At 45.2% G+C, this 23,219-nt stretch carries 21 protein-coding genes and 1 pseudogene; 2 read left to right on the top strand and 20 right to left on the bottom strand.

Annotated elements, in window-relative coordinates; translation table 11 throughout:
* Window positions 1-57 precede the first annotated feature (57 nt).
* From MWG26_RS06110 to MWG26_RS06065, 10 genes and pseudogenes are all read right to left on the bottom strand, one after another.
* Complete coding sequence (locus MWG26_RS06110; protein ID WP_153917474.1) at window positions 58-864, bottom strand: class B sortase; 807 nt, start codon at window positions 862-864, stop codon at window positions 58-60.
* Window positions 851-5,476, bottom strand: a complete 4,626-nt coding sequence (locus MWG26_RS06105; RefSeq protein WP_117440746.1) for a SpaA isopeptide-forming pilin-related protein — start codon at window positions 5,474-5,476, stop codon at window positions 851-853. The genes MWG26_RS06110 and MWG26_RS06105 overlap by 14 nt, the downstream gene beginning before the upstream one ends.
* 79 nt (window positions 5,477-5,555) lie before the next feature.
* Entirely contained in the window at window positions 5,556-6,062 is a 507-nt protein-coding gene (locus MWG26_RS06100) for a gamma-glutamylcyclotransferase family protein (RefSeq protein WP_117440771.1), read from the bottom strand.
* A gap of 12 nt (window positions 6,063-6,074) precedes the next feature.
* A pseudogene (locus MWG26_RS06095) lies at window positions 6,075-7,028 on the bottom strand (amidoligase family protein).
* A gap of 6 nt (window positions 7,029-7,034) precedes the next feature.
* Window positions 7,035-8,330: a DNA (cytosine-5-)-methyltransferase gene (gene dcm, locus MWG26_RS06090; RefSeq protein ID WP_025655163.1), complete on the bottom strand. Its 1,296-nt coding sequence runs from the start codon at window positions 8,328-8,330 to the stop codon at window positions 7,035-7,037.
* Window positions 8,331-8,401: 71 nt separating this feature from the next.
* Window positions 8,402-8,899: a hypothetical protein gene (locus MWG26_RS06085; RefSeq protein ID WP_117440747.1), complete on the bottom strand. Its 498-nt coding sequence runs from the start codon at window positions 8,897-8,899 to the stop codon at window positions 8,402-8,404.
* Window positions 8,900-9,082: 183 nt separating this feature from the next.
* The gene (locus MWG26_RS06080) at window positions 9,083-9,361 is read right to left on the bottom strand and encodes a plasmid segregation centromere-binding protein ParR (RefSeq protein ID WP_117440748.1); all 279 of its coding nucleotides are present in this window, start codon (window positions 9,359-9,361) and stop codon (window positions 9,083-9,085) included.
* Window positions 9,358-10,266 carry a ParM/StbA family protein gene (locus MWG26_RS06075; protein WP_181969570.1) on the bottom strand — a complete coding sequence of 303 codons (909 nt, stop codon included), beginning with the start codon at window positions 10,264-10,266 and terminating at the stop codon, window positions 9,358-9,360. Before MWG26_RS06075 ends, MWG26_RS06080 begins: the two co-directional genes overlap by 4 nt.
* A 96-nt stretch (window positions 10,267-10,362) precedes the next feature.
* On the bottom strand, window positions 10,363-10,710 hold the full coding sequence (locus MWG26_RS06070; RefSeq protein WP_025655161.1) for a DUF5720 family protein: 348 nt from the start codon (window positions 10,708-10,710) through the stop codon (window positions 10,363-10,365).
* A 107-nt stretch (window positions 10,711-10,817) separates the two neighbouring features.
* A complete protein-coding gene (locus MWG26_RS06065) occupies window positions 10,818-11,222 on the bottom strand; it encodes a hypothetical protein (RefSeq protein ID WP_025655160.1) in 405 nt (134 codons plus the stop codon).
* 119 nt (window positions 11,223-11,341) lie between these two features.
* Between MWG26_RS06065 and MWG26_RS06060 the strand changes: the two genes are divergently transcribed.
* The gene (locus MWG26_RS06060) at window positions 11,342-11,578 is read left to right on the top strand and encodes a helix-turn-helix domain-containing protein (protein ID WP_025655159.1); all 237 of its coding nucleotides are present in this window, start codon (window positions 11,342-11,344) and stop codon (window positions 11,576-11,578) included.
* 23 nt (window positions 11,579-11,601) lie between these two features.
* Here MWG26_RS06060 and MWG26_RS06055 read toward each other — a convergent pair whose 3' ends face one another.
* Window positions 11,602-11,748 carry a hypothetical protein gene (locus MWG26_RS06055; protein WP_153917479.1) on the bottom strand — a complete coding sequence of 49 codons (147 nt, stop codon included), beginning with the start codon at window positions 11,746-11,748 and terminating at the stop codon, window positions 11,602-11,604.
* Between the two features lie 253 nt (window positions 11,749-12,001).
* Between MWG26_RS06055 and MWG26_RS06050 the strand changes: the two genes are divergently transcribed.
* Window positions 12,002-12,268, top strand: coding sequence for a helix-turn-helix domain-containing protein (locus tag MWG26_RS06050; RefSeq protein WP_025655158.1), 267 nt, complete (start codon window positions 12,002-12,004; stop codon window positions 12,266-12,268).
* A gap of 141 nt (window positions 12,269-12,409) precedes the next feature.
* Here the strand turns inward: MWG26_RS06050 and MWG26_RS06045 are convergent, their stop codons facing one another.
* The 9 genes from MWG26_RS06045 to MWG26_RS06005 all read right to left on the bottom strand — a co-directional run bounded on the left by MWG26_RS06045 (window position 12,410) and on the right by MWG26_RS06005 (window position 23,014).
* Window positions 12,410-13,087, bottom strand: coding sequence for a hypothetical protein (locus MWG26_RS06045; protein WP_025655157.1), 678 nt, complete (start codon window positions 13,085-13,087; stop codon window positions 12,410-12,412).
* A gap of 127 nt (window positions 13,088-13,214) precedes the next feature.
* Window positions 13,215-13,433: a hypothetical protein gene (locus MWG26_RS06040; protein ID WP_117440749.1), complete on the bottom strand. Its 219-nt coding sequence runs from the start codon at window positions 13,431-13,433 to the stop codon at window positions 13,215-13,217.
* Between the two features lie 242 nt (window positions 13,434-13,675).
* Window positions 13,676-14,206 (bottom strand): ABC transporter ATP-binding protein, encoded by a 531-nt coding sequence (locus MWG26_RS06035; protein WP_025655156.1) that lies wholly within the window; start codon window positions 14,204-14,206, stop codon window positions 13,676-13,678.
* Window positions 14,207-14,313: 107 nt separating this feature from the next.
* Window positions 14,314-15,246: a sensor histidine kinase gene (locus MWG26_RS06030; protein ID WP_025655155.1), complete on the bottom strand. Its 933-nt coding sequence runs from the start codon at window positions 15,244-15,246 to the stop codon at window positions 14,314-14,316.
* Window position 15,247: 1 nt separating this feature from the next.
* Entirely contained in the window at window positions 15,248-15,916 is a 669-nt protein-coding gene (locus MWG26_RS06025; RefSeq protein WP_025655154.1) for a response regulator transcription factor, read from the bottom strand.
* A gap of 402 nt (window positions 15,917-16,318) precedes the next feature.
* Window positions 16,319-16,846, bottom strand: coding sequence for a YgjV family protein (locus MWG26_RS06020; RefSeq protein ID WP_025655153.1), 528 nt, complete (start codon window positions 16,844-16,846; stop codon window positions 16,319-16,321).
* Window positions 16,847-17,081: 235 nt separating this feature from the next.
* Window positions 17,082-19,712: a pyruvate, phosphate dikinase gene (gene ppdK / locus MWG26_RS06015; RefSeq protein ID WP_025655152.1), complete on the bottom strand. Its 2,631-nt coding sequence runs from the start codon at window positions 19,710-19,712 to the stop codon at window positions 17,082-17,084.
* A gap of 274 nt (window positions 19,713-19,986) precedes the next feature.
* Entirely contained in the window at window positions 19,987-21,429 is a 1,443-nt protein-coding gene (locus tag MWG26_RS06010; protein WP_117440750.1) for an aminopeptidase, read from the bottom strand.
* Window positions 21,430-21,646: 217 nt separating this feature from the next.
* Window positions 21,647-23,014 (bottom strand): aminopeptidase, encoded by a 1,368-nt coding sequence (locus tag MWG26_RS06005; protein WP_025655151.1) that lies wholly within the window; start codon window positions 23,012-23,014, stop codon window positions 21,647-21,649.
* Between the last annotated feature and the right edge of the window lie 205 nt (window positions 23,015-23,219).

The raw sequence follows: 23,219 nt of genomic DNA, 5'->3' as shown, positions 1-23,219 counted from the left end.
CTGTCATTCTTTTAGTATTTCTTCTGCTTTCTCCCATTATATATCAAAGGCATCCCTTTAATCAACCTGAACCGCTCCCTTTCTTACCGCCACCAACACCGTCCTGGCATCCTCCCACTCATAAGCGCAGGTGACCAGCGTCAAAACAGGTGCCGAAACGTGGCATAACTCCCCCGTCCCGAACATTCCCAGGCTTTTCGCCTGCCCAACATGCGCCTCCAGACTTCCCTCCCCAACAAAATGCACTTGCTGGAACGGGAACATAGACAGATCCGCTTTCATTACAGACACAATCTCATATTCCGAAGTTCCATGAAGCGTCTGGAAAAAGATATTTCTGTGTTCCCTCCAGTAGTCCGCTGAAGCAAACCTGTCCAAATTGCCGAACATGGCTCCACTGTTCATATTGTGCCCATAGACGATAAGGTTCTGGCTTTCAGACACATCACAGTTCCACTGCAGGAACAGGCTGCCATTTGCATCCCACTCCCTTCTGTAGTTGTGGTTTAAGTAATATTCCGGCTCCGATTCCCCACTTTTCAGGACAGGGTAGTCAATATTTGTACCCGGAATTGTAATCCATCCCTTCACATCCGGGTATGCCACCTGAAGTGCCGCAATATCAATGGATTGCGCTTCCCTTTCTCTCCCAGCCGGTTGCTTTTCCCCTTCCGGGGCAGGTTCTTCCGTGGGAGAAACTCCCGGAGATTGCGTATCTTTCTCCGGGAATTCTTCTTTTAGCTGCTTTGCCATTTCCTGATTCTGTTTTGGGGATATCACCAAATCATACATCAGGATTCCGCTGCTGACTACAAAGATTAGGAATAAGATAACCTGCAGTATTCTGCCCTTATTCCTTCTCATCTGCTTTCTTTCTCTTTCTCCTGCGGATAGTGACCGCAACCCATGCCACCGCCGTTACGGCACAGAGTGCCAGCAGTAGGATTGGCTTTAACGGGTCATCCCCTGTTTTGGGTACAGATGCCACAGGTTTTTCCGGAATCCTTGCATCTTTCATCTCTATCTTCTGAACCTCTGTAGTATCTTTCAATGTAAATTTCACATCTTCCGCAATCTCATAGCCCTCCGGGGCTGTGATCTCACGCAGGGTCAGTTCTATGCCTACCGGAAGCTTTTCTATCTGATGCGGCTTTCCATCGGTCACCCACTCTTCCAAAATCTTTCCATCTTTGTCCAGAACCTGCAATTTTGCCCCTTCCAGCTCTTTCCCGGTTGTGAGATCCGTCTTGGATATCTCCACTTTGGAGCATTCATCCTTCATTTCTACCTTTTGTATTTCTCTGGTATCCTCCAACGTAAATCTTACATCCTCCGCAGTTACATACCCTTCCGGAGCCGTGATTTCACGCAAGGTCAGTTCTGTCCCAACCGGAAGCTTTTCTATCTGATGTGGCTTTCCATCGGTTACCCACTCTTCCAGAACCTTTCCGTCTTTGTCCAGAACCTGCAGCTTTGCCCCTTTCAGTTCTTTCCCTGTAGTGATATCTGTCTTGGATATCTCCGCTTTAGAATATTCATCCTTCATCTCGACCTCTGCGATACTTCCGTCTTCCAGCACCGTAAATTCCACGTCTGCCGCCGACACATAGCCATCTATAAGAGGCGCAAGTTCTTCATGCAGAATATAGTCTCCCTCCGGCAGTCCATATACCACATGGGTTTCTTTCGTGCTGATCCATTCCTCCACGATATGATTCTCACTGTCGATAATCTGCAAAGATGCCCCTTCCAGCTCCTCCCCAGTGGTCAGGTCCGTCTTGGTAAAATGGGATTCCGTTGGCTGGTTCCTTATGTCTTTCGTAATCTCAACCAGGCTCTCCTCCTGGTTTTCATAGACAGCTTCAAATTCCCAGATTTCCTCATTTGGAAGATATCCCGGCAGATGTTGTTCTTTTACATAATATTTTCCGTGGCATACCTCGCTGTCAAAGGTAAGGTTCCCCTCTTCATCGGTCGTTTTCGTTTCAATCAGGGTATCTTTCGGAATCAGAATTTTGCCCTGTGCAGACAGGATATCTTCCCCCGCATACAATTCAAAAGTCACGCCCTCCAGCGGTTTATCAGATATGCTGTCCTTCTTATGGATGGAGATTTTTATTTTCTGACGCTCATTTTTATAAGTGACTCCCTCATAGACAACTGCCGCCGTATCATCCCCGGCAGACAGCGTGAATTCTTTCTGTTCCGTATTTAGGACGAAATTCTCGCCCGCCTTCGTCTCTTTCAGATAAAACGTGCCCAACGGCAGGTTATTGACGACACTGGTTCCCTCGGCATCTGTTGTCAAAGTCGCCACCAAGTCGTCCTTCTGATAACGGACAACCGGATTCCCGGCTTCATCCACGGCACCGTCTGGAGAATAGATGGTATCTTTTGCATGGAGTTCGAAAACGGCTCCTTCCACGCTGTCTTCTTCATAAATAAATTCCTGTCTGATTCCTGTCCCGTCTGTACCCGATCCTGTAACCGCATCCTTCAGGCCAGAGAAAAAACCTGCTACTTTTTCAAGAGCGGATTCTCCTTTGACCGTTTTTAACTGCCCGCCTACTTTTCTCAGCGTCAGGCTTCCCACCTGCTCATCGTTGTACTGCGCCACCTCCACAAGGTATGCGCCCGTATCCGGGTCAATCTGGTGTGGGGTATCGGTATTGATTATGAGTTCGATTCCTTCCTTTGGATTCTCTTCGTAGATGCCCTTATTGGTTACATCCAGCGGAGAAAACACGGTTTCCCCATCATTCAGGCTCTGCTCATACCCCTGCCTTACATAAGAATCAGGGGCAGAAATCTCCTCAATCCGGTAATGTCCCGCTTTCAGCGCCTGTGGCAGCACCAGAAATCCCTGGCTATTGGTGGAAAATTCTGATATTTTCCCTTTCTCGGGGTACTGGATGACCTGTTCCACATATTTCTCTTTCTCACAGTCATAAATTTTATAGACTGCTGAATTCTTCAGAACCGGCTGGTTTGTCTGGGCATCCTTTTTGATGATTTTCAGAAGGAAATCATAGGGGCGGTCATCAAATATCCGCCACTGCTGTGGCTCCCGGCTGTCCATGCTTACCGTGACCACAAAGGGATTGACCTGTTTTAAATTAGCCGGTGTCTTGGTTTCCACACAGATGTAGGCTCCATAGGGAAGCTCCACGCTCTTGGCATACCCTTTCCCATCCGTCACAAGAACAGGCACCTTCACTGCCTTGCCATTTTCATAGGTGACAGCCGGTGTTTCTTTCGTAAAATCATAGGCGGTAAAGTCTTCCGCTGTATACCCGGAACCATTGGATGGTTTCAGGCTGCCATCTTTTACCTCTGATAAATCGCTGATCAGATAAACCGTGAACTCTGCGCCTTTCACCAGATCCGTCTCTGTCTGCGTTCCATCCTCAGAAACCTTAATAATCTGGAACGCCTGCTTCATAACCTGTTCTTTGGAAGTGACTGCTTTTACCACTACTTCTTTTTCCGGAGATTCCCTCGTAAGTGTTGCATCGATTTCAGTCGGGTCTGGCAGATAGCCCACCGGACTTGTTATCTCCCGGATGAACATCGCCCCCGGATACAGGTCCTGAAACTTTATCTCACCGCCTTCCCCAATGGTTTTCTGCTGGATCAGGCTGCCTTTTTTATGTAAGATGCCCGTTCCATCCGGTTTTTGAATATCTTCCTTTGCATACAGTCCATAGACTGCCCCGGTAAGTTCTGCATCACCCTGTGCCAGAAATGCCTGTGTCTCCACGTCAATCTTCTTCAGCGTGATTTCCCCCTTGATTGGCTGGTCGACTGCCTCGACCTTTACCATGTTTCCGGCTGTTACTGAAACTGGGTACACCGTCTTATTTGTGGCATAGTATGTAGGCGGTGTGATTTCTTTTACATATACCTTCTTAATATCTGCATCAAAATAATCACTGACCGCCTTTCCGTTTCCATCTGTCACCGGCATCTCCATCAGCTTGTTTTTGCATGCAGAGTCTGTATAGATGCCATAAACTGCCCCAGACAGAGGATGGCTGGTTTCCTTATCCTTCTTTTCCAGTTCAATCCTTGCCATCTCCAGCCAGTCCACCTTGAAGCTTACCGGCTGTGCGCTTTCTGATTCAAAGACACCGATATCCTGATCGGCTTCCCCTGTTGTAAGTACCAGGGTTCTCCATGTCTCTCCCACAGAGCCTTTCAGACTGCCGGAAGAATACGCACCCGATACGGTCATCTTTGCTTCCAGATAAAAGGTATCGCCCCCGTAAACCTGAAGTTTTCCGTTCGTTGCCGAAGTCCCTTTTGATTTATTATAACCGGTTACATTCTTAGGGATATCAATGGAAATATAATTCCGGTAATCCCCATCCAGTTTGATATCGGGTGTTCTCTGCACATCCCCGCTTCTGACAGCTTTCACGCTTGTCCCCGAAAGAGAGACTTCTCCTTTCGGCGGCTCTTCCATCCCAGTCAGATAGTCAATATAGGCAATAACACCTGCATTAACCAAGTCATTATAATCACAGCCGGTGAACGCTGCTTCCCCTGCATAAGAGTAACTTGCTGCAATATGGGTATAGACATATTTTTCTTCCGCACTCTTTCCTGACAGATAACTGCCTGTCACATCCCCGGCGCCGCCATACCCATAATATAAAATTTTCTGTAATGCCTTATTGGAATCCAGTACTTCGGCAACATAATCACCACTTGGGGGAGTTGCCTTGTGGGATTCCAGACAATATGCAATCTTCCCATTCACCCAGAACCAGCTGGTCAGATAATTTCCAATATAATCAGGGTAATAGATGTCTTCTCCCTTTTCTAATGTGACGCTGGACCTTGCTGAAAAATTGTTAGCTGCACCGGAAAATACCATGACATTTCCAGATTCAATCTTTTCTTCTAACTGTCGCACTGCTTCCAGTGTCACATCTTCAGCACCACTGACAACTTTGACTTCTGGTTCCAACGCAGAAGCATCCTCCGAATCCTCTTCTGAGGCAGTGTCCTCCTTCTGCCTGTCTCCACCATTTGCTTCCCCATGTGCCTCTCCCTCGGTGTCAGTCAGCACGACCTTGCGGGTGATATAGTAAACATCTGATTGATCTTTGGGCACTACCATATAGTTCGCAATATACGTTCCTGCCTGATCCGGATGATATGCACCACCGCCCTCTGCTTCGATACCGGCAAGTGTCACCTCCTCCGTGGAGGCATCGTAAATGATTCCCTCCATGCAGTCTTCCACCACGAAGGTATCGTCCGATACATCTTTTGTGATATCTTCTGCCGTTACGGAACTTTTCGCTTCTATCCCTGCTGTATCAGGAGAAATAACGACCTCAGCTTCTGCTTCCACTGACTCTGTGTTGTTTTCCGAAGCATAAGTTACGGCACTGCCAAAAGGACTTAGCCCCATTAAAAAGGCAAGTCCCAATGCGATAACCCTCTTTTTCATTTTTCTCGTTTCCATATCATACTCCTTCCCACCCGCTGTTGCGTGGTGTCTCTTTTTGTATTGCAAAACCGCAGGGAAACACTCTTCCCTGCGGTCATCTGCCCATCCACTTCTCACTGCAGCTTCTGCCTTTTTGTTTCTCTTCCCCCAGTTCCTGTTTTGTGCGTTTCACAGCATCCATGACTGGCGCTACGGGAAGCTGGTTCTGCCTGCACCCTTCTAAGATCCCTTTCAGATAAAAATCCGAAGGTTTTGCCGGGCAGTCCTTATAAGGGGCATTCATGACATAGACTGCCACATCTTGTTGCACACCTCCTTGTTTACGAACACTTACCATCTCTTTTCCATATAAATGGGGATATCCCTCATAATGGTCCAGACTTTCCTCACAGCGTGGGGTAATCTTCCACATCACCCCGTCCACATGGCTGCCCTCTTCTGGCAGGATCGTTGCCACGCCGTTTCCCGGATTTCTTCCGCAGAATGCCAGCCGGTAATCTTCCAGCCGGACGTTATCCACTACTACGGCATCCGGACATCGGAACCCCATCTGGTCCAAATTCATATTGCTGCCATAGGCAAAATAGTATCTTTCTTCTATTTCAAACACCTCCTACCGTATCTCCCCGTTTTTCCTGAGACACTCATAATTGCTTTTGTCATATCTCCATGCCCTGTCCCCTTCCAGATTTGCGAGCAGATGTTCCCGGACATTCTTATATTCTGGTCCAATCAGACCCAGCCTTAGCAGGAATGTCCTGAAAGTAAAGCAGGGATTCTCTGTAATCTCCGTTTTTCTCATGTGGGCGCATTTCTGGTTGATTGCCTGTGCAGATATGGCAAGGGCAAGCGTAATGTTCGCCCTCACCTTCCCTGCATGCAGGGTGCTGTTGAAGCACCGCCATTCCACAGTCCCTTTGTCGAAGACCGCATGGAGGTTCAACGCATAATATCTTGTCTGGTCATAATGGCTGTGGGAGTCTCCGCCGTTTCTTTGCTCCTCATACCAGAGCCGGCGGAGTTGTTCCATAGACATGGTGCCAGATGGCATCTTCCGGATATCTGTCAACACATTTCCCCTTACTTTCTTGCACCATTGCTCCACCCTTGATGGATTGACCTTTAATGCCTTGAACAGAATATCTCCCTTAGAATACATAATCGTCAAAGCATTTTTGAGGCTCCTCGGGGTATGGTTCGCCGCATCCACATGGACATGCATCCCACAGGAAGAATTCACCTTCCCGCCATGCTGACGCAGACACCGCACAACGTTCTGCAGTTTTTCCATTTCGGAGTATTCAAGTTTTGGGCTGACCATCTCTGTTTTGTAGTCTTTTCCTGCATTGATATAGCGGTCACCTTCCCGCCTTTGGGCATGGATGCTGCTGTCATACGTGAATTTCCATTCCTTCCCCTCCGGGTCTTCTACTCCCTATGTTCTGTAATAAGTCCCAATATAATATGGCACGGTTCCAAACAGTTCCCCCACAGCCTCTGCCGCCTCATTCCTCGTGATTCCGGTCATCTCAATCTCCGTACCGAAATATTGTCCCTGTATATCGATAAGCGGTCACTGCCTTTCCTCATTGTCTGGATTCTGTCCCAACTGAATATCTATTTCCCGAAGCCGCCTTCCAATAGCTTCAATCACATTTACTGTGATGCCATTTCCTGCCTGCTTATATAGCTGATTATCTGAGGTTTCTTTCATCATCCGGTCAATCTGGGAATCATAATACCCCTGCAGCCGCAGACACTCCCGTGGCGTCAGCCTCCGGATCCTCCCGTGGTGGATAACACCATGCCGGTCCGTAGCTGTAATTGTAAACATAGGTTCTTCCGGTTCCCTCATCCTCCGACCGCTCTGCCTTGGATTTTCTTTTGCCGGGGTCAGAACCGCCCTTGGCCCTGTTTCTTCCAATAGTCCGAAATGCTCCCCTGATTGGCTGTTTATGCCATTATTCCGGTACATTGCCGGACGCTGGTCTGGTTCCGCTATTTTAGGGGATAGGGTTTCTTCCTCAAAGTCCAGTGTTCCCTGCGAGCTTCCGGTTGTCAGTGTATGGGCGATTGCATTCCCCACCCTGCCTCTCCTCGTATTCATTCTGGCATACCCAAAGTCGATGCTGTCACCAGGAAATGCCATCTTATATCCTTTTTTCGTATTCTCCTTGATAGGCACGCCAAACTCATACAGTCCAGTCTTTCCCCCCATTCCTCCTGCCCCGGCAGTCAGGGTACAGCTTACGCCGGAGGGGTGGTAGACCCTTTCCCCCTGCTTGCCTGCATGGACTTGTATAAGAGCTGCTCCGTTTGTTTCTGGGAAAGGTAATATTTTTCCGGCACATCTTCCATCAAGATATCCGACAAGATACACCCGCTTCCTTGACTGTGGGACTCCGAAATCCTTACTGTTAAGCACTTTCCACTCCACAAAATACCCCAGTTCTGAAAGCGTACAGAGGATGGTGTAAAACGTCCGCCCTTTGTCATGTGATAGCAGTCCGGGTACGTTTTCAAGGAGAAAATATGCAGGCCGCCTATCTTTAAGCAGTCTGGCAATTTCAAAGAAGAGGGTCCCTCTGGCATCTGCAAAGCCTCCCCTTTTTCCAGCGATTGAAAATGACTGGCAGGGAAATCCCGCACAAAGCAGATTAAAATCTGGCATTTCTCCGGTGTCAATGTTTCTTGCGTCATTACAGAACCACTCCCCTTCCGTATCAAACAGTACCCGGTAGTTCTTATCCGCATGGACATCCACTTCGCAGTGCCCCACACAGGTAAATCCTCCGGCCCTTCTCAGTCCTTCGCGGAATCCTCCGACTCCGCTGAATAAATCAAAAAATCGTATGGTTGCGTTTATCAGCCTCCTTCACTTTGTGATTTGACGAAAGAAACGGCATGGATTGCTCCACACCGTTTCTTCCTTCGTTTCGGTTATTCTGTTTCTTCCTGCCATGAATCCTCTGTTGCTTCTGGAAGCCCGTCCTCATCTGCTGCTTCCGCATCCGAATCCTCCCTTACTGGCTCCTCGTCCTCTGACGCTCCGGCACCGTCCTCTGACGCTTCTATTTCTGGCTCCTCCTGGCATTCTGCGCTTTCTTCCGGTATCTCCCCTGCCTCCGGCTTCTGCGCCTCTGCCTGCCCGTATTTCGCTTCCTCAGCTTCAATCGCCTGTTGGATAATGGCAAGCAGGAAATCTTTCTGTTTGCACCCTTTCTTCACGATGACTGCTTTCAGCCTGCCAAAAAGTTCCTCCGATACCTGTACTGCTACTGTCCTCATTTCCATGCCCATCTCTCCTTTGCTGAAATGCTCTTCAATGACCTGAAGTATAAATTTCTGTGTGCTGCTCTCAGTCTGTTCAATCTCCTGCCGGACCTTTTCATGCAGGTCCAGAGGGATTTTTCCGCATATGTTCTTCATCTCTGGCATCTGTATATCTCCTTTCTTTTGCTATACACAACATACTCCAAAGATGTATGGAAAGCTATTCACAATACCTAACAAATATCAGTCCTTGAAAGTCCCGGAAACGAAGCATATACAATAATACATCTATGTAGAACCAGGCTGTTCAGATTGGTGCTATTATCCCCTCAATTGGCATCACCTCCTTTACCCACTGCTTTCCAGTTTCGATAAAAAATCCAACATCTGATTTGGGATTGTTTCTCTCACAGATGCTTCAGGATGTGGCATACCGCCACTTTTCAGTTCTTCCCGAACAGTTTCCCGGATGACCTTCTCCAGATATGCCCTTTCCTGCACCTCAAGGATTGCCTGGACCAGGTATTGGTTCTTCTGCCCTTCCGGGACACGTGACAGTATTTCCCATGCCTGCCTGTGATCCGCATGGTCCATGTTGGGGCGGAAGGAAAAAACGGGACGTTTCACTGTGCCCACATCTGCCCTACAATCCGTTCATACCCGGAAGCGTTGGCATGGACGTCTGTAAGGAAAATCTGCCGGCACAGGCCGTCCTGCGGCCTCACGTGGCGCTTCACGATGGCTGCTCCCCCACCCATGAATACAGACGGGACTGCCCTTAAATCAAAACCAGCCTCCATGACAGAAGACAGGATCCGTTCAGTATACAGCCTGCCGTGCCGCTGGATGATTTCTTTCGCCTCCGGCTCCATACTGCAGGAACTGCCGCCCAGAACACGTTCAATCTGTACATCCGTCACAGACAGTCCGGTCTTCCTCCGAACCTGCTCCATGATTTCGTCAATACACCGTATGACACCTAACTCCAGACTGCGGCAGGTTCCCGCATTTGGAACAGCATTGTCCAGCCGCATCAGGTCCACCGTCCATCCCCCGATATCAATCAGGAGGACAGAGGGCTCCCTATTGATGAATTCGGGATGGAGTGCCAGCGCAGAATAGCCTTGGGGGAACAGCTTCACATCCTCTATCTGGATCTCGTAGCCTTCATTTTCATATCGAAAACAAAGCGGCTGCTCTTTCCGAAACAGATATTCCCTAAACGGCTGCTTTTCCCTGCCAAAACTGGCAAGGGGAAGTCCGGCTGCAAGAACAACCCCTGTTTTCTTTTCTGCTTTCCGATAACGTATTTCCTGTGCAATGGCTGCCATAGTCAGCAGATAATAATTGTCATTCGCCGTCTTGTCTTTTAAAAGCGTCTGACGTCCTGTACCGCAGACATAATAGCTGTTCTGGTACTGCAGGACATTCTGCATGGTATACGGCTCATAATCATACGCTGCAAGTCCTGTTGGGAAACACACATGGCTTCCTTTTATGGCATAATATCCGTGGTCGATTCCTATAATGATAGATATCACATCCTCTCTTCTATTTTTTAATGTCCTAGTTATAATTATATTTAAGATTTCCTACCGGATGGTGGCTGTGTTCCTCGTACGAAGTCATCATCTTTTTTCCCAGTTGGTAATCCTTTTTGGAGTGTTCTTCCCGATATTTGGGGAATCAGGGACCGGGGTATAGCAAAGGGAAGGTCCTTGTATCTGCGCATGTCTTTTTATCCATATTTTTCCCTGTTTCACCTGAAGGAGTATGTTTTGATATTCTTTTTCTGTCAGGAACTTCCTGTGGTATTCCCCCTTCCCTCCAAAAGCATCCTGCCCTTCCCTGATTAGGAATTCAACCATATGGGCTGTCTCTTTTCGGAACCGCTTTTCACAGAATATCCCATCCCCTTTTACGTAGTTAGTCCCCTGAGCCTCTCTGGCAGCTGCCAGCAATTCGTATACGCTCATTTCTTTCCTTTCCAGTATCCTCACCTCCCCTCGAATCTATAGCAAAAAACAGGCACGGCACTTGGTTCTTTCAACCATATGCCTGCCTGTTCTATGACTCTTTTTTATCATACCTCTGACTCAGTCTCTTTATATTCCAATCCATTTACTTCGCTGATTTCTACCGCTTCATGCCTCAGCCATTCCTTCAGGTCCTCCGTTGGTGCACTTTTACAGAAATCACCAATCCACATCTCATGAAGCCGGTATCCACTATCATCTCCTGAGAAATCCAATTCCTCCGGATACGCTTCATTGATGAGCTGTATCAGCGCCTCAAACTGCTCCGAGAACAGCCCCACATATTGATTCCAGATTTCCAGGTTATAAGATGTAAATCCAAAGAAATCCGTCAGATAAGTCAGCCGGTCAAAGTCTGAATAAGCCATCTTTTCCTTCCCTGTCAGAATCTCCTCATCTTTTGAACCGCATAGATACAGGAATGCAAACCGTTCCATATCTGTCCGCTGCATATTTTTCCTCCCTGCTGCAAATAATTCTTTATTACGAAACATTATAGATAATAAAACCAGTAAAATCAATATCAAAGTTTCCTTATTGCGAAACATTTTTCTTATGAAAGGGTTAGATTATGCAGAAAATAAGACCAGATATGGACATTGGACAAAATATTCAGGCACTGCGCTATCAGAGCAAACTCACACAGGATGAGGTGATAGCAAAACTTGGCATGATGGGCATAGAAGTATCCAAAAGTACATACGCTAAATTAGAAACGAACCGCATGAATATCAAAGTCAGTGAACTGGTTGCCCTGTCTAAAATATTTGGCACGGACATCAATGCCTTTTTCAACGGTCTGATATAACCTCCTGCAGAACATTTTCAGAGTTATCCCTTTGCCGTGTTCAGTAGCTTTGTCCCATAGCGCATTTTCGTAGATGCCTTCTTTTTTGTGTACAGTTCTGCATGTAATCCTTCTATGTCTGATTCTACCTCAGCTTTTCCCCCTTCTTTTTGTATCAAATATCTTTCCATAGCACATAATAAGAAAGGAATCCTTCAAAACTGATTTTTTACTTTCTGGCTCCTATCACAAATGTTTCCCAAAACTGATTCATTATTTTCCTTATACACCCATTGCTTATTCCCGTGCCCTCCACATTTAGTATCCTTTCATTTTTGTATCACTTTTACAACCGATTTTATCGTCTTTCCCATGTAAAATCAATAGAAAAGTGTAAAAAGTGAGACAAAATATTTTTGTTTCATTTTGCAGGAAGGGATACGTATGCCAAAACCTCGTACAAAAACCGGTGAGAAAAATTTAATCAGCCAGCAATTGATTGCGCTTCGTAAGGAGCATAGCCTCTCCCAAAGGGATTTAGCCGAAAAACTGCAGCTGGCTGGTTATGATATGGATAAGAATGTGATTACCCGCATTGAGACAAATAAAAGGTATGTCACTGACTTGGAACTGAAGGCACTGTCTGAGATTTTTGATGTCTCATATGAATATCTGATTGATGGCAGTGAGGAGGACAATCGAAGGATCTGAACCTTCTCCTGTGCGTCCCTCTTTTTACCCTTACATGAGGACATTTAACCTTCATAATCTTTCCCTTCTGGAAATATTCTCACGTAGACTAATAAAAGCAGCCGGCAAGGGATCTGATTCCTCCAGCTGCTTTATTCGTTTTTATTTTGGTTCTAACAATTTTTTCAGTGCATGGCCATCCCGAATCCCTTTTAGATACAGCTCAATTTCTTCAATGTAACGTTTGTCCGCCTCTAATTTCAGGCATTCCGACAGTCCCTGCAGTTCTTCAGCTGAAAACACCTTTTCTTCCGTAATCTTGCTTCTGTCCAACAGCCGGTCTATAAATGGATATTTACTATACAGTGTGCTGATTTGCTCGTTGATATCCTCATACTCTGCACAGTTTTCCTTTGCCTGCATTTCTGCTTCTACAACCGCATGGTTGATTAATTCCATCTGCCAGGATTCCAAATTCAGGTGCTGGATTATGGATTGTCTTTTTCTCTCCTTTTTTCTGGAGAGTCCCTGCAGAACCTGCTTGTACGGTATCATATCTGCCTGCCCCATAAGATAAAAGTATTTTCTCTCCAAGGCTTCCCTCTCCGTCTGCACGCTCCTAAACTTAAAATACATGCGATGTTCCTTTGGAGTGAGGTACAGTCCGTCTGTTCCTTCCTGCAATTTCGTTATGACTGGATATTGCTTTAAAATCTCAGACTGCTCTTTTAATAATGTACGGTATCCTTCATGATGTCCGGTGAGATACTGCACCATCCAGTGATCCAGTTCAGATTCCATTTCATCCAGCCATGTAATATCTTGGGTGTTTGGTTCCATCCTTGTTGCCTCCTTTACGAGACAACACTATACCAGCTTCTGCAAAATAATCAATTCACAGAACCTACCAAAGAAGATGCCTTGTTTCTGTCTATCTTAGACAGAAGTGTAGGATGTCAGGAACTTTTCAGGAAAAAGAAACGATATTGATTGTCCTGCAAGTTTTTCTGTACTCTGCATTTTTTAGGTCCTTGATATTGCCATGCCGGATCCTCCTGTTCAGCATCTTCTTATTAAGCGATATTCCACGCTTCAGCTCTCCCCTGAAGCTATAAGCTCCTTTACCACGAGCCCAGCTGTTTCTTTTTACCTTGGCTGTTCCAGACTGCTTTCTTTGTAATGCCATTCACTTCTCCTTCCTGCTTGTTTTCTTCATCACAACCCTACTCCATTGAAACGATAAATGCTATACCAATAGCCACCAAAGATACTGTCTCCAATCTGGTATGAATTGACATTAAAAAAATCTGGTCTGAGGTTCCATTCTCCTCATCCAGACATCTGATTTATCTCTATACTGCGTATACATATTTCATCATCACTTGTGTATGCTGTACCTATATTCCATTGTTTTAAACAGTATATACGCTATACACAGCTAAAAAGGCTAGTCCAGTTTACATCTGCAAGAATAAGCGCAGGTTTTATGGCAAGTGCTCTTGCAATCGCCACTCTTTGCTGCTGTCCGCCTGATAATTCATTTGGTACATTCTTCAGTTTTTCCTGAATGCCAAGGATGTTAACAATTTCCATAACATACTCTTTATCCACTGCCCTCCCGTCCATTTTCAAAGGCAAAATAATATTTTCCCAAACACTTAGCATCGGAATCAAATTATATTGTTGAAAAATAAAACCTATTTTTCTTCTTCGGAATACCGTCAGCTCATTATCTGACAATTTCTGCAGTTCTTTCTGATCAATCAATATTTCCCCTTCATCAGGAACATCCAGGCCCCCAATCATATTTAAAAGTGTTGTCTTTCCACTTCCAGAAGAACCTACGATTGCAATAAATTCTCCACGCTCTGCCACAAGATCAATCCCATCAAGAGCAGTGACCTTGGCTGCTCCATTCCCATATATTTTTTTCAATCCTTTTGTTTCAAGAATATTCATTTATAATCCGTCTCCTTTATGAAAATATAAAAATAGCCTGTATTCCGGCATCCTCCTTCAATACAGACTATAGCACATTATGATCTCAAACTGGTTTCACAAGTATCTCAGTTTTGAGAGATTTCTTCTTTTAAGAAAAACAAGGAGAACTGACTGCCTTCTCCAATCCTGGAACTCACCTTAATATATCCGTCCTGCGCTTTCATAACTTCCCGTGCAAGATATAACCCTATTCCTACTCCGGGCTCCTCACTTACCATTTCTGATCGGTAAAATCTGTTAAAAACAGACGCCTGCTCCGTCTCCGCAATTCCAATTCCATTATCGGTGACATCCATTCTCACAAACGAAGAATAGGATTCCACCTGAATCTTTACGCTTCCACCAGGCTTTGTATATTTAATCCCGTTATCTACAATATTAGCAACTGCTTCAATCGTCCATTTCAGATCAAAGACTGCCGCTTCCTCTGTATCTGCTATAATTAATTTGATTCCCCTTTTTCCCGCTTTCTCCTGAAACTGCATTCGGATGGTATCCAAAAGTGGCTGTAATAACTGGCATTTCATATTTACATGAATCATACCTGTTTCTGTACGGGAAAGTTTTACTAATGTTTCAATTAAAAAATCGAGCTGCTCAGCCTGTTCCTGAATTGCTGCCATTTCCTCTTCAACAGCAGCCATTTCTTCTATGTCCCTTGTCTTTAGTTGTTCTTCTGCCAACTGTGAATATAAAATAATATTTGAAATCGGTATAACAGCCTGATGGGAAATATCAGATATTTTTGACTGTATCTGCATCTTCTCTCTTCGTATATTTTGTTCAAACGCTTCTTTACCACAAAGATACCGCCACATATCATTCTCGATTGCCGCTGCCTTTGATTCATTCAATTGTACATCTACAGCTCTTCCTGCTATGACATTATCCAGCATTTTCTGAATCTGCCCTGTTGTTTTCTTCTCTTTTCGCCAAAAATAGATTGCTATAAAAATTCCGGCTAAAAAAGTAATGATTCCAATCCAAACATACCACATCCTATTTTCTCACCCACATATATCCAACGCCATAAACTGTTTTAATATAGTTCTGATTATCGTCCCCTAATTTATTGCGCAGACGATTCACAACTACTGTTAAAGCGTGCTCATCTACAAACTCATTTTCTCCCTGCCAAATGTAATCGGTTAACTGTTCCCGGCTAATGCTCCTGCCCATATTTTCAACCAGTTTTTTAAGTAATCTCTGTTCGGTTTTGCTTAATTCGAGCAAACTATCTTTCTTGCGAAACTCCATTTTTTGGAAATCAAAATAAAAATCACCAATTGAAAAAGACAATGGGGCCGCCGCTATATTTCTCAATTGTACTGCCACTCTTGCTCGAAGAACTGCAAGACTAAACGGCTTTGTAATATAATCATTTGCTCCCATTTCAAGTCCGGACACAATATCCATCTCCATTTTATTAGCAGTTAACAGGATAATCGGTGTCAGATCTGTTTTTCTGATTTCTTCCATAAAGTCAAATCCGTTACCGTCCGGAAGATTTACATCCAGCAATATCACATCATAATGATCAACATTATATAATTCTTTCGCCTCTTTTAGATTAAATGCCTGATCACATAAATATTCCCTTCTTAGCGCCAGCTTTATACCATCGTTCAGTTTTTTATCATCTTCTATAATCAGTATTTTACTCTTCATTTTACAAATCACCTTTTTCATAAGAACTTCTTTCACATCCCTGATTATAGCAAAATCCCGGAGGTATTCATAGTTTTTCAGCTGCTGTACAGGTAAAAAGTTGTCGAAAAAACTTTTATATTTCACAGAAAAGTTCACCTGTAAAATAAAAAGCCCTCCCGGCGGGATGCACACTGCGGCGTAAGTTGTAACCGCCGCAGGCGCGGGTTTCGCAAGCGAAACTCTATTTTTTAAAGTACCACTTCTTATCCGGAACAATTGGATTAATTTCTTAATCTACTAAAAAGACCACCTCCCTTTTGCAGTCGGCGGTCGCTGAGTGGTATGAAGTTTCGGGGTGTGTTTTCTTCGGAATGTGTTTATGTCCGCACCGATAAACTGAAATCTATCTAAATCATAAAATCAATCTTTGACATTCCCTAAGTTCTTCCATCCGTATCTGCGTATTGAAATCAGCGCAGATACTTCACTTGCGATTTCATCTAAGGCACCTATCCAGGAGCCAATTATAATATCATAAATTATCCATAAGGGTGAATTGAAAAACATAGTGGCAATTCGAATTTTCTGTGCATTGTGGGTATACCCGCCAATTGTAGACGCGATATTTGCGCTGACCGGAAGCAGCGATATCCAGCCCGCCCAAGTGGCAGCTGCAACAACTAGTTGAAGGGAACAAAGAATCATGCACATTTTATTGCTACGTGCAAAGTTCCATTTACCAGCAAGGAAGATAGACCTTGCAAGATTAAGGATATAACTAATCCCCCCTGTCTCGGCACCCAAAACGAAGAAGTGTACAGTATAGAATAAGTACGAAAACAACTGTACCATATACAATTTACGGTTGTCTCGACATTGATATGAAATGAAATATAACACCGCGCCGCAAAAAGCCAGAAATTGTGCAAATATAAATTTTGCTTCCATCACAAATCCCTCTTATACACAAGATAAAATAATATCCTGATTTGTCGATCTGTTGATTCGCATTATATCACGTCAGGAAAAGGCTGTCCACCACAATTTAGCCTGTACCAGCAGGCAACTTTTCGCAGCTTTTGAACGAGAATACCGAAGTCCTTTTGCAGCAATTTCCTGAAAAAAAGACCTTTGGCATTGAAACCAAAGGTCTGATTATTATTGAAAAAACAACAATTACTTCTTAAGCATTCTTCTTAGCAATTGCAGCCTGAGCAGCAGCCAGTCTTGCAATCGGAACACGGAATGGTGAGCAGGATACATAATCCAGACCAATTGTGTTGCAGAATTCTACTGAGCTTGGGTCTCCGCCGTGCTCGCCGCAGATACCTACGTGCAGACTTGGATTAACCGGTTTTCCTAACTTCAGTGACATTTCCATTAACTTACCAACACCTGTCTGGTCAAGTTTTGCAAATGGGTCGTTCTCGAAGATCTTGGTGTCATAGTAAGCATCTAAGAACTTACCAGCATCATCACGTGAGAATCCGTATGTCATCTGTGTTAAGTCATTGGTTCCGAAGCAGAAGAAGTCAGCTTCTTTCGCAATGTCATCAGCTGTCAGGCAGGCTCTTGGAATCTCGATCATAGTACCAACTTCATACTTAAGCTCGATTCCAGCTGCTGCGATCTCTGCGTCAGCTGTCTCAACAACGATTTTCTTAACAAACTTAAATTCTTTGATATCTCCAACCAGCGGAATCATGATTTCCGGGCAAACGTTCCAGTCAGCGTGTGCTTTCTGTACGTTGATAGCTGCACGGATAACAGCCTTTGTCTGCATCTTTGCAATCTCTGGGTAAGTAACTGCAAGACGGCATCCACGATGTCCCATCATTGGGTTGAATTCATGAAGGGAATCAATGATTGTCTTAATCTGCTCTACAGTCTTGCCCTGAGCATCTGCAAGTTTCTTGATATCCTCTTCTTCTGTAGGAACGAATTCATGAAGCGGTGGGTCTAAGAAACGAATTGTAACCGGGTTTCCTTCCAGTGCTTCAAACAGGCCTTCAAAGTCTCCCTGCTGTACAGGAAGGATCTTATCGAGTGCTGCTTCTCTTTCTTCTAATGTATCTGAGCAGATCATTTCGCGGAATGCATCGATTCTGTCGCCCTCGAAGAACATGTGCTCTGTACGGCAGAGTCCGATACCTTCTGCTCCAAGTTCACGAGCTTTCTTAGCATCTTCTGGTGTATCTGCATTTGTACGAACTTTCATAGTTCTGTACTTGTCAGCCCATCCCATGATTCTTCCAAATTCACCAGCGATTGTAGCGTCTACTGTCGGGATTAATCCGTCATAGATGTTACCTGTAGAACCATCCAGAGAGATTGCATCTCCTTCGTGGTATTCTTTTCCGCCAAGTGTGAACTTCTTGTTTGCTTCGTCCATAACAATGTCACCGCATCCGGATACACAGCATGTACCCATTCCACGTGCAACAACGGCAGCGTGAGATGTCATACCGCCACGTACTGTCAAGATACCCTGAGCAGCTTTCATACCTTCGATATCTTCCGGTGAAGTCTCAAGACGTACAAGTACGACTTTTTCGCCTCTTGCAGCCCACTCTTTTGCATCGTCAGCTGTAAATACAACTTTACCGCAAGCAGCTCCTGGTGAAGCTCCGAGTGCTTTGCCAACCGGTACAGCAGCTTTCAGCGCAGCAGCATCAAACTGTGGGTGAAGCAGTGTATCTAAGTTTCTAGGATCGATCATTACAACAGCTTTTTCTTCTGTGATCATTCCTTCGTCTACTAAATCGCATGCAATCTGCAGAGCAGCCTGAGCTGTTCTCTTACCATTACGTGTCTGCAGCATGTAAAGCTTTCTGTCTTCGATCGTGAACTCCATGTCCTGCATATCTCTGTAGTGGTCTTCCAGTTTATCACAGATTGCAACAAACTGATCGTATACTTCCGGCATAACTTCATGCAGCTGGGAAATCTTCTGAGGAGTGCGGACACCGGCAACAACATCTTCGCCCTGTGCGTTCATCAGGAATTCTCCCATGAGTTTCTTCTCGCCTGTAGCTGGGTCACGTGTAAATGCAACACCTGTACCTGATGTGTCGCCCATGTTACCGAATGCCATCATCTGTACGTTAACAGCTGTTCCCCATGAATACGGGATATCATTATCACGACGGTATACATTAGCTCTCGGGTTGTCCCATGAACGGAACACAGCTTTGATAGCGCCCATCAGCTGTTCCTTCGGATCAGTTGGGAACTCTTCGCCGATCATAGCTTTATATTCATCTTTGAACTGTCCGGCCAGAACCTTCAGATCCTCTGCCGTCAGGTCAACGTCCTGTGTTACGCCTTTTTCTTCTTTCATCTTGTCGATGAGCTCTTCGAAGTATTTCTTACCAACTTCCATAACTACGTCAGAGTACATCTGGATGAATCTTCTGTAGCAGTCCCATGCCCAGCGCGGATTGCCGGACTTAGCAGCCAGTACGTCAACAACTTCTTCATTTAAACCAAGGTTCAGGATAGTGTCCATCATACCTGGCATAGAAGCTCTTGCTCCTGAACGAACGGAAACAAGAAGCGGGTTCTCTTTATCACCAAATTTCTTTCCGGTTACTTCTTCCATCTTTGTGATGGCATCCATAATCTGATCCATAATCTCGTCATTGATCTTTCTGCCATCTTCATAATACTGGGTACAAGCTTCTGTCGTGATTGTAAATCCCTGTGGTACAGGAAGACCCAGGTTTGTCATCTCAGCAAGGTTAGCACCTTTACCACCAAGCAGGTTTCTCATGGTTGCATTACCTTCCGTAAACATATAAACCCATTTTGCCATTTTTTAATGACCTCCTAAATAATTTTTTCAAATAAAACTGCACTAAGTCGCATATAATATTCTAATGGTTTTAGTTATGCTCGTCAAGCATTTTGTCCGTAAATTTGCACAAGATTTGCAAGTTTTTTTTGTGTAATATTCCTTTTTACGATTTCTCTTCAACATTTCTTCGGAATTATTCACAATTTTCTTTTTGGTATAAGGTTAAAACCGGGCAAATCTCACTGTACACAGGAGTTTCCCCGGTTTTCACGATTTCTTTTTGTACCTATTATTATGCGTCTTTTAAAAATGCGAGATATCCTTTCAGCGCTTCATAAATATCGGCCTTACTGGAGACTTCCCAGGGCGCATGCATGTTCAGTACAGGAATCCCGCAGTCGATCACATTCATCCCATAGTCGGCCATCAGGTAGGCTATGGTACCGCCGCCCCCTTTGTCTACCGCTCCCAGTTCCGCCGTTTGGATAACGACCTTATATTTGTCCATAATCTGCCGCAGCTGGGCCATATATTCGGGATTTGCGTCATTTCCGCCGGATTTTCCTCCGCTGCCGGAATATTTGTTAAAGACCAGACCGTTTCCGAGATATGCGGAATTCTTTTTCTCATAATATTCTTCAAACATAGGGTCATAGGCTGCGCTTACATCCGAGGAAAGCATCTGGGAACGGCTCAGAGTCCGGCGCAGCTTCAATTCGGAAAAGTCACCGCACAGATCCATAATCTCTGCCACTGTATTTTCAAAAAAATGAGAGCGCATACCTGTAGCGCCGGTGCTGCCGATCTCCTCTTTGTCTACCAAAAGACAACACGAGGTCCTCCTGGACATCTTCAGTTCCAGGAGTGCAAGAAGAGAGGTAAAGGCACAGCTTCTGTCATCCTGCCCATATGCCAATATCATACTCCGGTCCAGGCCGCAGTCTCTGGCCCTGCCGGCAGGCACGATCTCCAGTTCCGCAGAAATAAAGTCTTCTTCTTTGATCTGATACTGATCCTGAAGCAACTTTAAAATTGTCTGTTTTACCATTTCCGTTTCTTTTTTATCATCATCGCTGTTTATAAACTCAAGATGCTTCTTTGTATTGCTTTTTTTAAGTTCTGTCTTTGCGCATGGCAGATTTCCAATTAGAAGATCCAGTTTTTCGGCGTCGATCAGTTCTTTTACTTTCTTTTCGTTCTGCTCTCTCCCAAGATGGGGCAGGAGGTCTGTAATGACAAATACCGGATCCTTCTCCTTTTCTCCAATTTTGACCTCGGTTTTGGTGCCGTCCTTTCTGACAACTACGCCATGAAGTGCCAGAGGCAGCGCCAGCCACTGATACTTTTTGATGCCACCATAATAATGGGTGTCCAGATACACATTCCCCTTTTCCTCATAAAGCGGAACCTGCTTCACGTCGATCCGGGGGGAATCGATATGTGCACCCAGTATGTTCATCCCCTTTTCAAAAGGCTCTGTGCCGATCTGAAAGAGCACCACGGTTTTATCCATCTGGCAGGCATACACTTTATCTCCGGGCTTCAGCGGCTCCTTTGCCTCCCGGATCTGATCCAGATCCCGGTACCCCTGGGCCCTGGCAAGTTTGATCGCCGACGCTGCACACTCCCGTTCCGTTTTACTGCAGTCCAAAAAATGACAGTATGCATGGCAGATATCTTCCACACGTTTTCTCTCCTCCGCACCGTAATAGTTCCAGGCATTTTTTCTCTCCATAACTACTTCCTCTTTCTACTTTTATATTCAGTATCATTGCTTTTACTAAAAGATAGTATGGATGATTCTGCCAGAATCTATTCTTTTCACATAGGAAAAGACGGGATTTCAGTTATGCGGCGGCTGCCGCTGCCCTTTCATCCCGTCTTACTATTACTTACCTGCCGGACAGTCTAATACTGACTTGCAACAAGCAATTTTCAATCACGCTGTAGTACTATTGCATATCTTTTAAAAATGCGCAGTATGCACGGTAAGCCTCATAGACATCCGCCTTGCTTGATACCTCCCAAGGTGCATGCATACAGAGCACTGCGACTCCGCCGTCTATCACTTCCATTCCGAACTGAGCCAGTATGTATGCTATAGTGCCGCCCCCTCCGACATCGATCTTGCCCATCTCTGTCATCTGGAAGGCAACCTGATTTTCATCAAATACTCTGCGCAGCTTTGCGATATACTCCGCATTCGCATCGTTGGAACCGCTCTTTCCCCTGGAACCCGTGTGCTTCTTGATCACAAGTCCGTTTCCAAAGAAAGAAGAAGATTTCTTATCATACACATCTGCATACATTGGATCATAAGCAGCCCCGACATCGGAGGAAATCATTGTTGAATTCGCAAGTGCATGGCGGAGCTTTAGTTCAGAAAAGACTCCCATCTTATCCATCAGCTCTGCTACTGCATTTTCAAAGAAACGGGAATGCATTCCGGTAGCGCCAACGCTTCCGATCTCCTCTTTATCTACCAGGATACAGCAGGAAGTGCGTTTCACATCCTTAACATCCAGCATGGCGGCGAGCGAGGTGTATGCACATACACGGTCGTCCTGGCCATAAGCCATGATCATGCTTCTGTCCAGTCCGCAGTCCCTGGCCTTTCCTGCCGGAACTACCTCCAACTCAGCAGACATCAGGTCTTCTTTTTCAATATCATAAGTCTCTTTCAGCAGCTTTAGAATCTGTGCGGCAGCCGCATCCTTTTCCTCGCCTGCCAGCGGTCTGCTTCCAATCAGGATATCCAGGTTTTCCCCCTCCACCACTGTGTTTGCTTTCTTTTCCAGCTGTTTGCCTGAAAGATGTATCAGCAGATCCGTTACAACAAAAACCGGTTCCTCGCTTTTTTCTCCAATTGAGACCTCTACCGTAGTTCCGTCTTTGCGTACTACTACTCCATGGATTGCCAGCGGAATCGTCACCCACTGATATTTTTTAATGCCGCCGTAATAATGTGTATCAAAATACGCGAATCCACTGTCCTCATACAATGGATTCTGTTTCAGATCCATGCGCGGGGAATCGATGTGTGCACCTAGAATGTTCATACCATTCTCAACCGGTTCCTCCCCGATGTTAAAAAGCGCAATTGATTTGCCCATCCATGCAGCATACACTTTATCTCCGCGTTTCACTTCATTTGCCTTGGAGAGTTCTATGTAACCGGCAGCCTCAGCCTGTCTGATGACTTCTGTAACACACTCACGTTCTGTTTTTCCTGTATCCAGAAACTTTTTGTAGTCACCTGTCAACGATTCCAGTTCTTTTAACTGATCTTCTGTATAAACTTCCCATAAATTTTTTTCCATATCCTTTACCGCCCCCTGCAGATACTTGCAGTCTTCAGATGCTCCAGTATCTGAAGGGCGCAGACACTGTATGCAAAATGCGTGCCTGCGTTATCCTTTCTTTTATTTTTATATTTACCGTCTGGAGAAAATGCCCCGCACGTTTTGTAACAGATTCTGCTGATAGCAGATTAGGACGCAACTCTTTTTCTAAAGAGTACGCCCT

Source organism: Faecalicatena contorta (assembly GCF_022835095.1).
Taxonomy (GTDB): Bacteria; Bacillota; Clostridia; order Lachnospirales; family Lachnospiraceae; genus Faecalicatena; species Faecalicatena contorta.
The sequence above is the reverse complement of the archived record's forward strand: the minus strand, read 5'-3'. Positions and strand labels throughout refer to the sequence as shown.

Coding starts and splice junctions, on each gene's coding strand:
- MWG26_RS06040 (WP_117440749.1), bottom strand. CDS start 13,433: ATGGCATTACAAAGAAAGCAGTCTGGAACAGCCAAGGTAAAAAGAAAC.
- MWG26_RS06060 (WP_025655159.1), top strand. CDS start 11,342: ATGCAGAAAATAAGACCAGATATGGACATTGGACAAAATATTCAGGCA.
- MWG26_RS06105 (WP_117440746.1), bottom strand. CDS start 5,476: ATGGAAACGAGAAAAATGAAAAAGAGGGTTATCGCATTGGGACTTGCC.
- ppdK (WP_025655152.1), bottom strand. CDS start 19,712: ATGGCAAAATGGGTTTATATGTTTACGGAAGGTAATGCAACCATGAGA.
- MWG26_RS06035 (WP_025655156.1), bottom strand. CDS start 14,206: ATGAATATTCTTGAAACAAAAGGATTGAAAAAAATATATGGGAATGGA.
- MWG26_RS06005 (WP_025655151.1), bottom strand. CDS start 23,014: ATGGAAAAAAATTTATGGGAAGTTTATACAGAAGATCAGTTAAAAGAA.
- MWG26_RS06045 (WP_025655157.1), bottom strand. CDS start 13,087: ATGGAACCAAACACCCAAGATATTACATGGCTGGATGAAATGGAATCT.
- MWG26_RS06020 (WP_025655153.1), bottom strand. CDS start 16,846: ATGGAAGCAAAATTTATATTTGCACAATTTCTGGCTTTTTGCGGCGCG.
- MWG26_RS06110 (WP_153917474.1), bottom strand. CDS start 864: ATGAGAAGGAATAAGGGCAGAATACTGCAGGTTATCTTATTCCTAATC.
- MWG26_RS06010 (WP_117440750.1), bottom strand. CDS start 21,429: ATGGAGAGAAAAAATGCCTGGAACTATTACGGTGCGGAGGAGAGAAAA.
- MWG26_RS06065 (WP_025655160.1), bottom strand. CDS start 11,222: ATGCAGCGGACAGATATGGAACGGTTTGCATTCCTGTATCTATGCGGT.
- MWG26_RS06050 (WP_025655158.1), top strand. CDS start 12,002: ATGCCAAAACCTCGTACAAAAACCGGTGAGAAAAATTTAATCAGCCAG.
- MWG26_RS06070 (WP_025655161.1), bottom strand. CDS start 10,710: ATGAGCGTATACGAATTGCTGGCAGCTGCCAGAGAGGCTCAGGGGACT.
- MWG26_RS06055 (WP_153917479.1), bottom strand. CDS start 11,748: ATGGAAAGATATTTGATACAAAAAGAAGGGGGAAAAGCTGAGGTAGAA.
- MWG26_RS06025 (WP_025655154.1), bottom strand. CDS start 15,916: ATGAAGAGTAAAATACTGATTATAGAAGATGATAAAAAACTGAACGAT.
- MWG26_RS06085 (WP_117440747.1), bottom strand. CDS start 8,899: ATGCCAGAGATGAAGAACATATGCGGAAAAATCCCTCTGGACCTGCAT.
- MWG26_RS06030 (WP_025655155.1), bottom strand. CDS start 15,246: ATGTGGTATGTTTGGATTGGAATCATTACTTTTTTAGCCGGAATTTTT.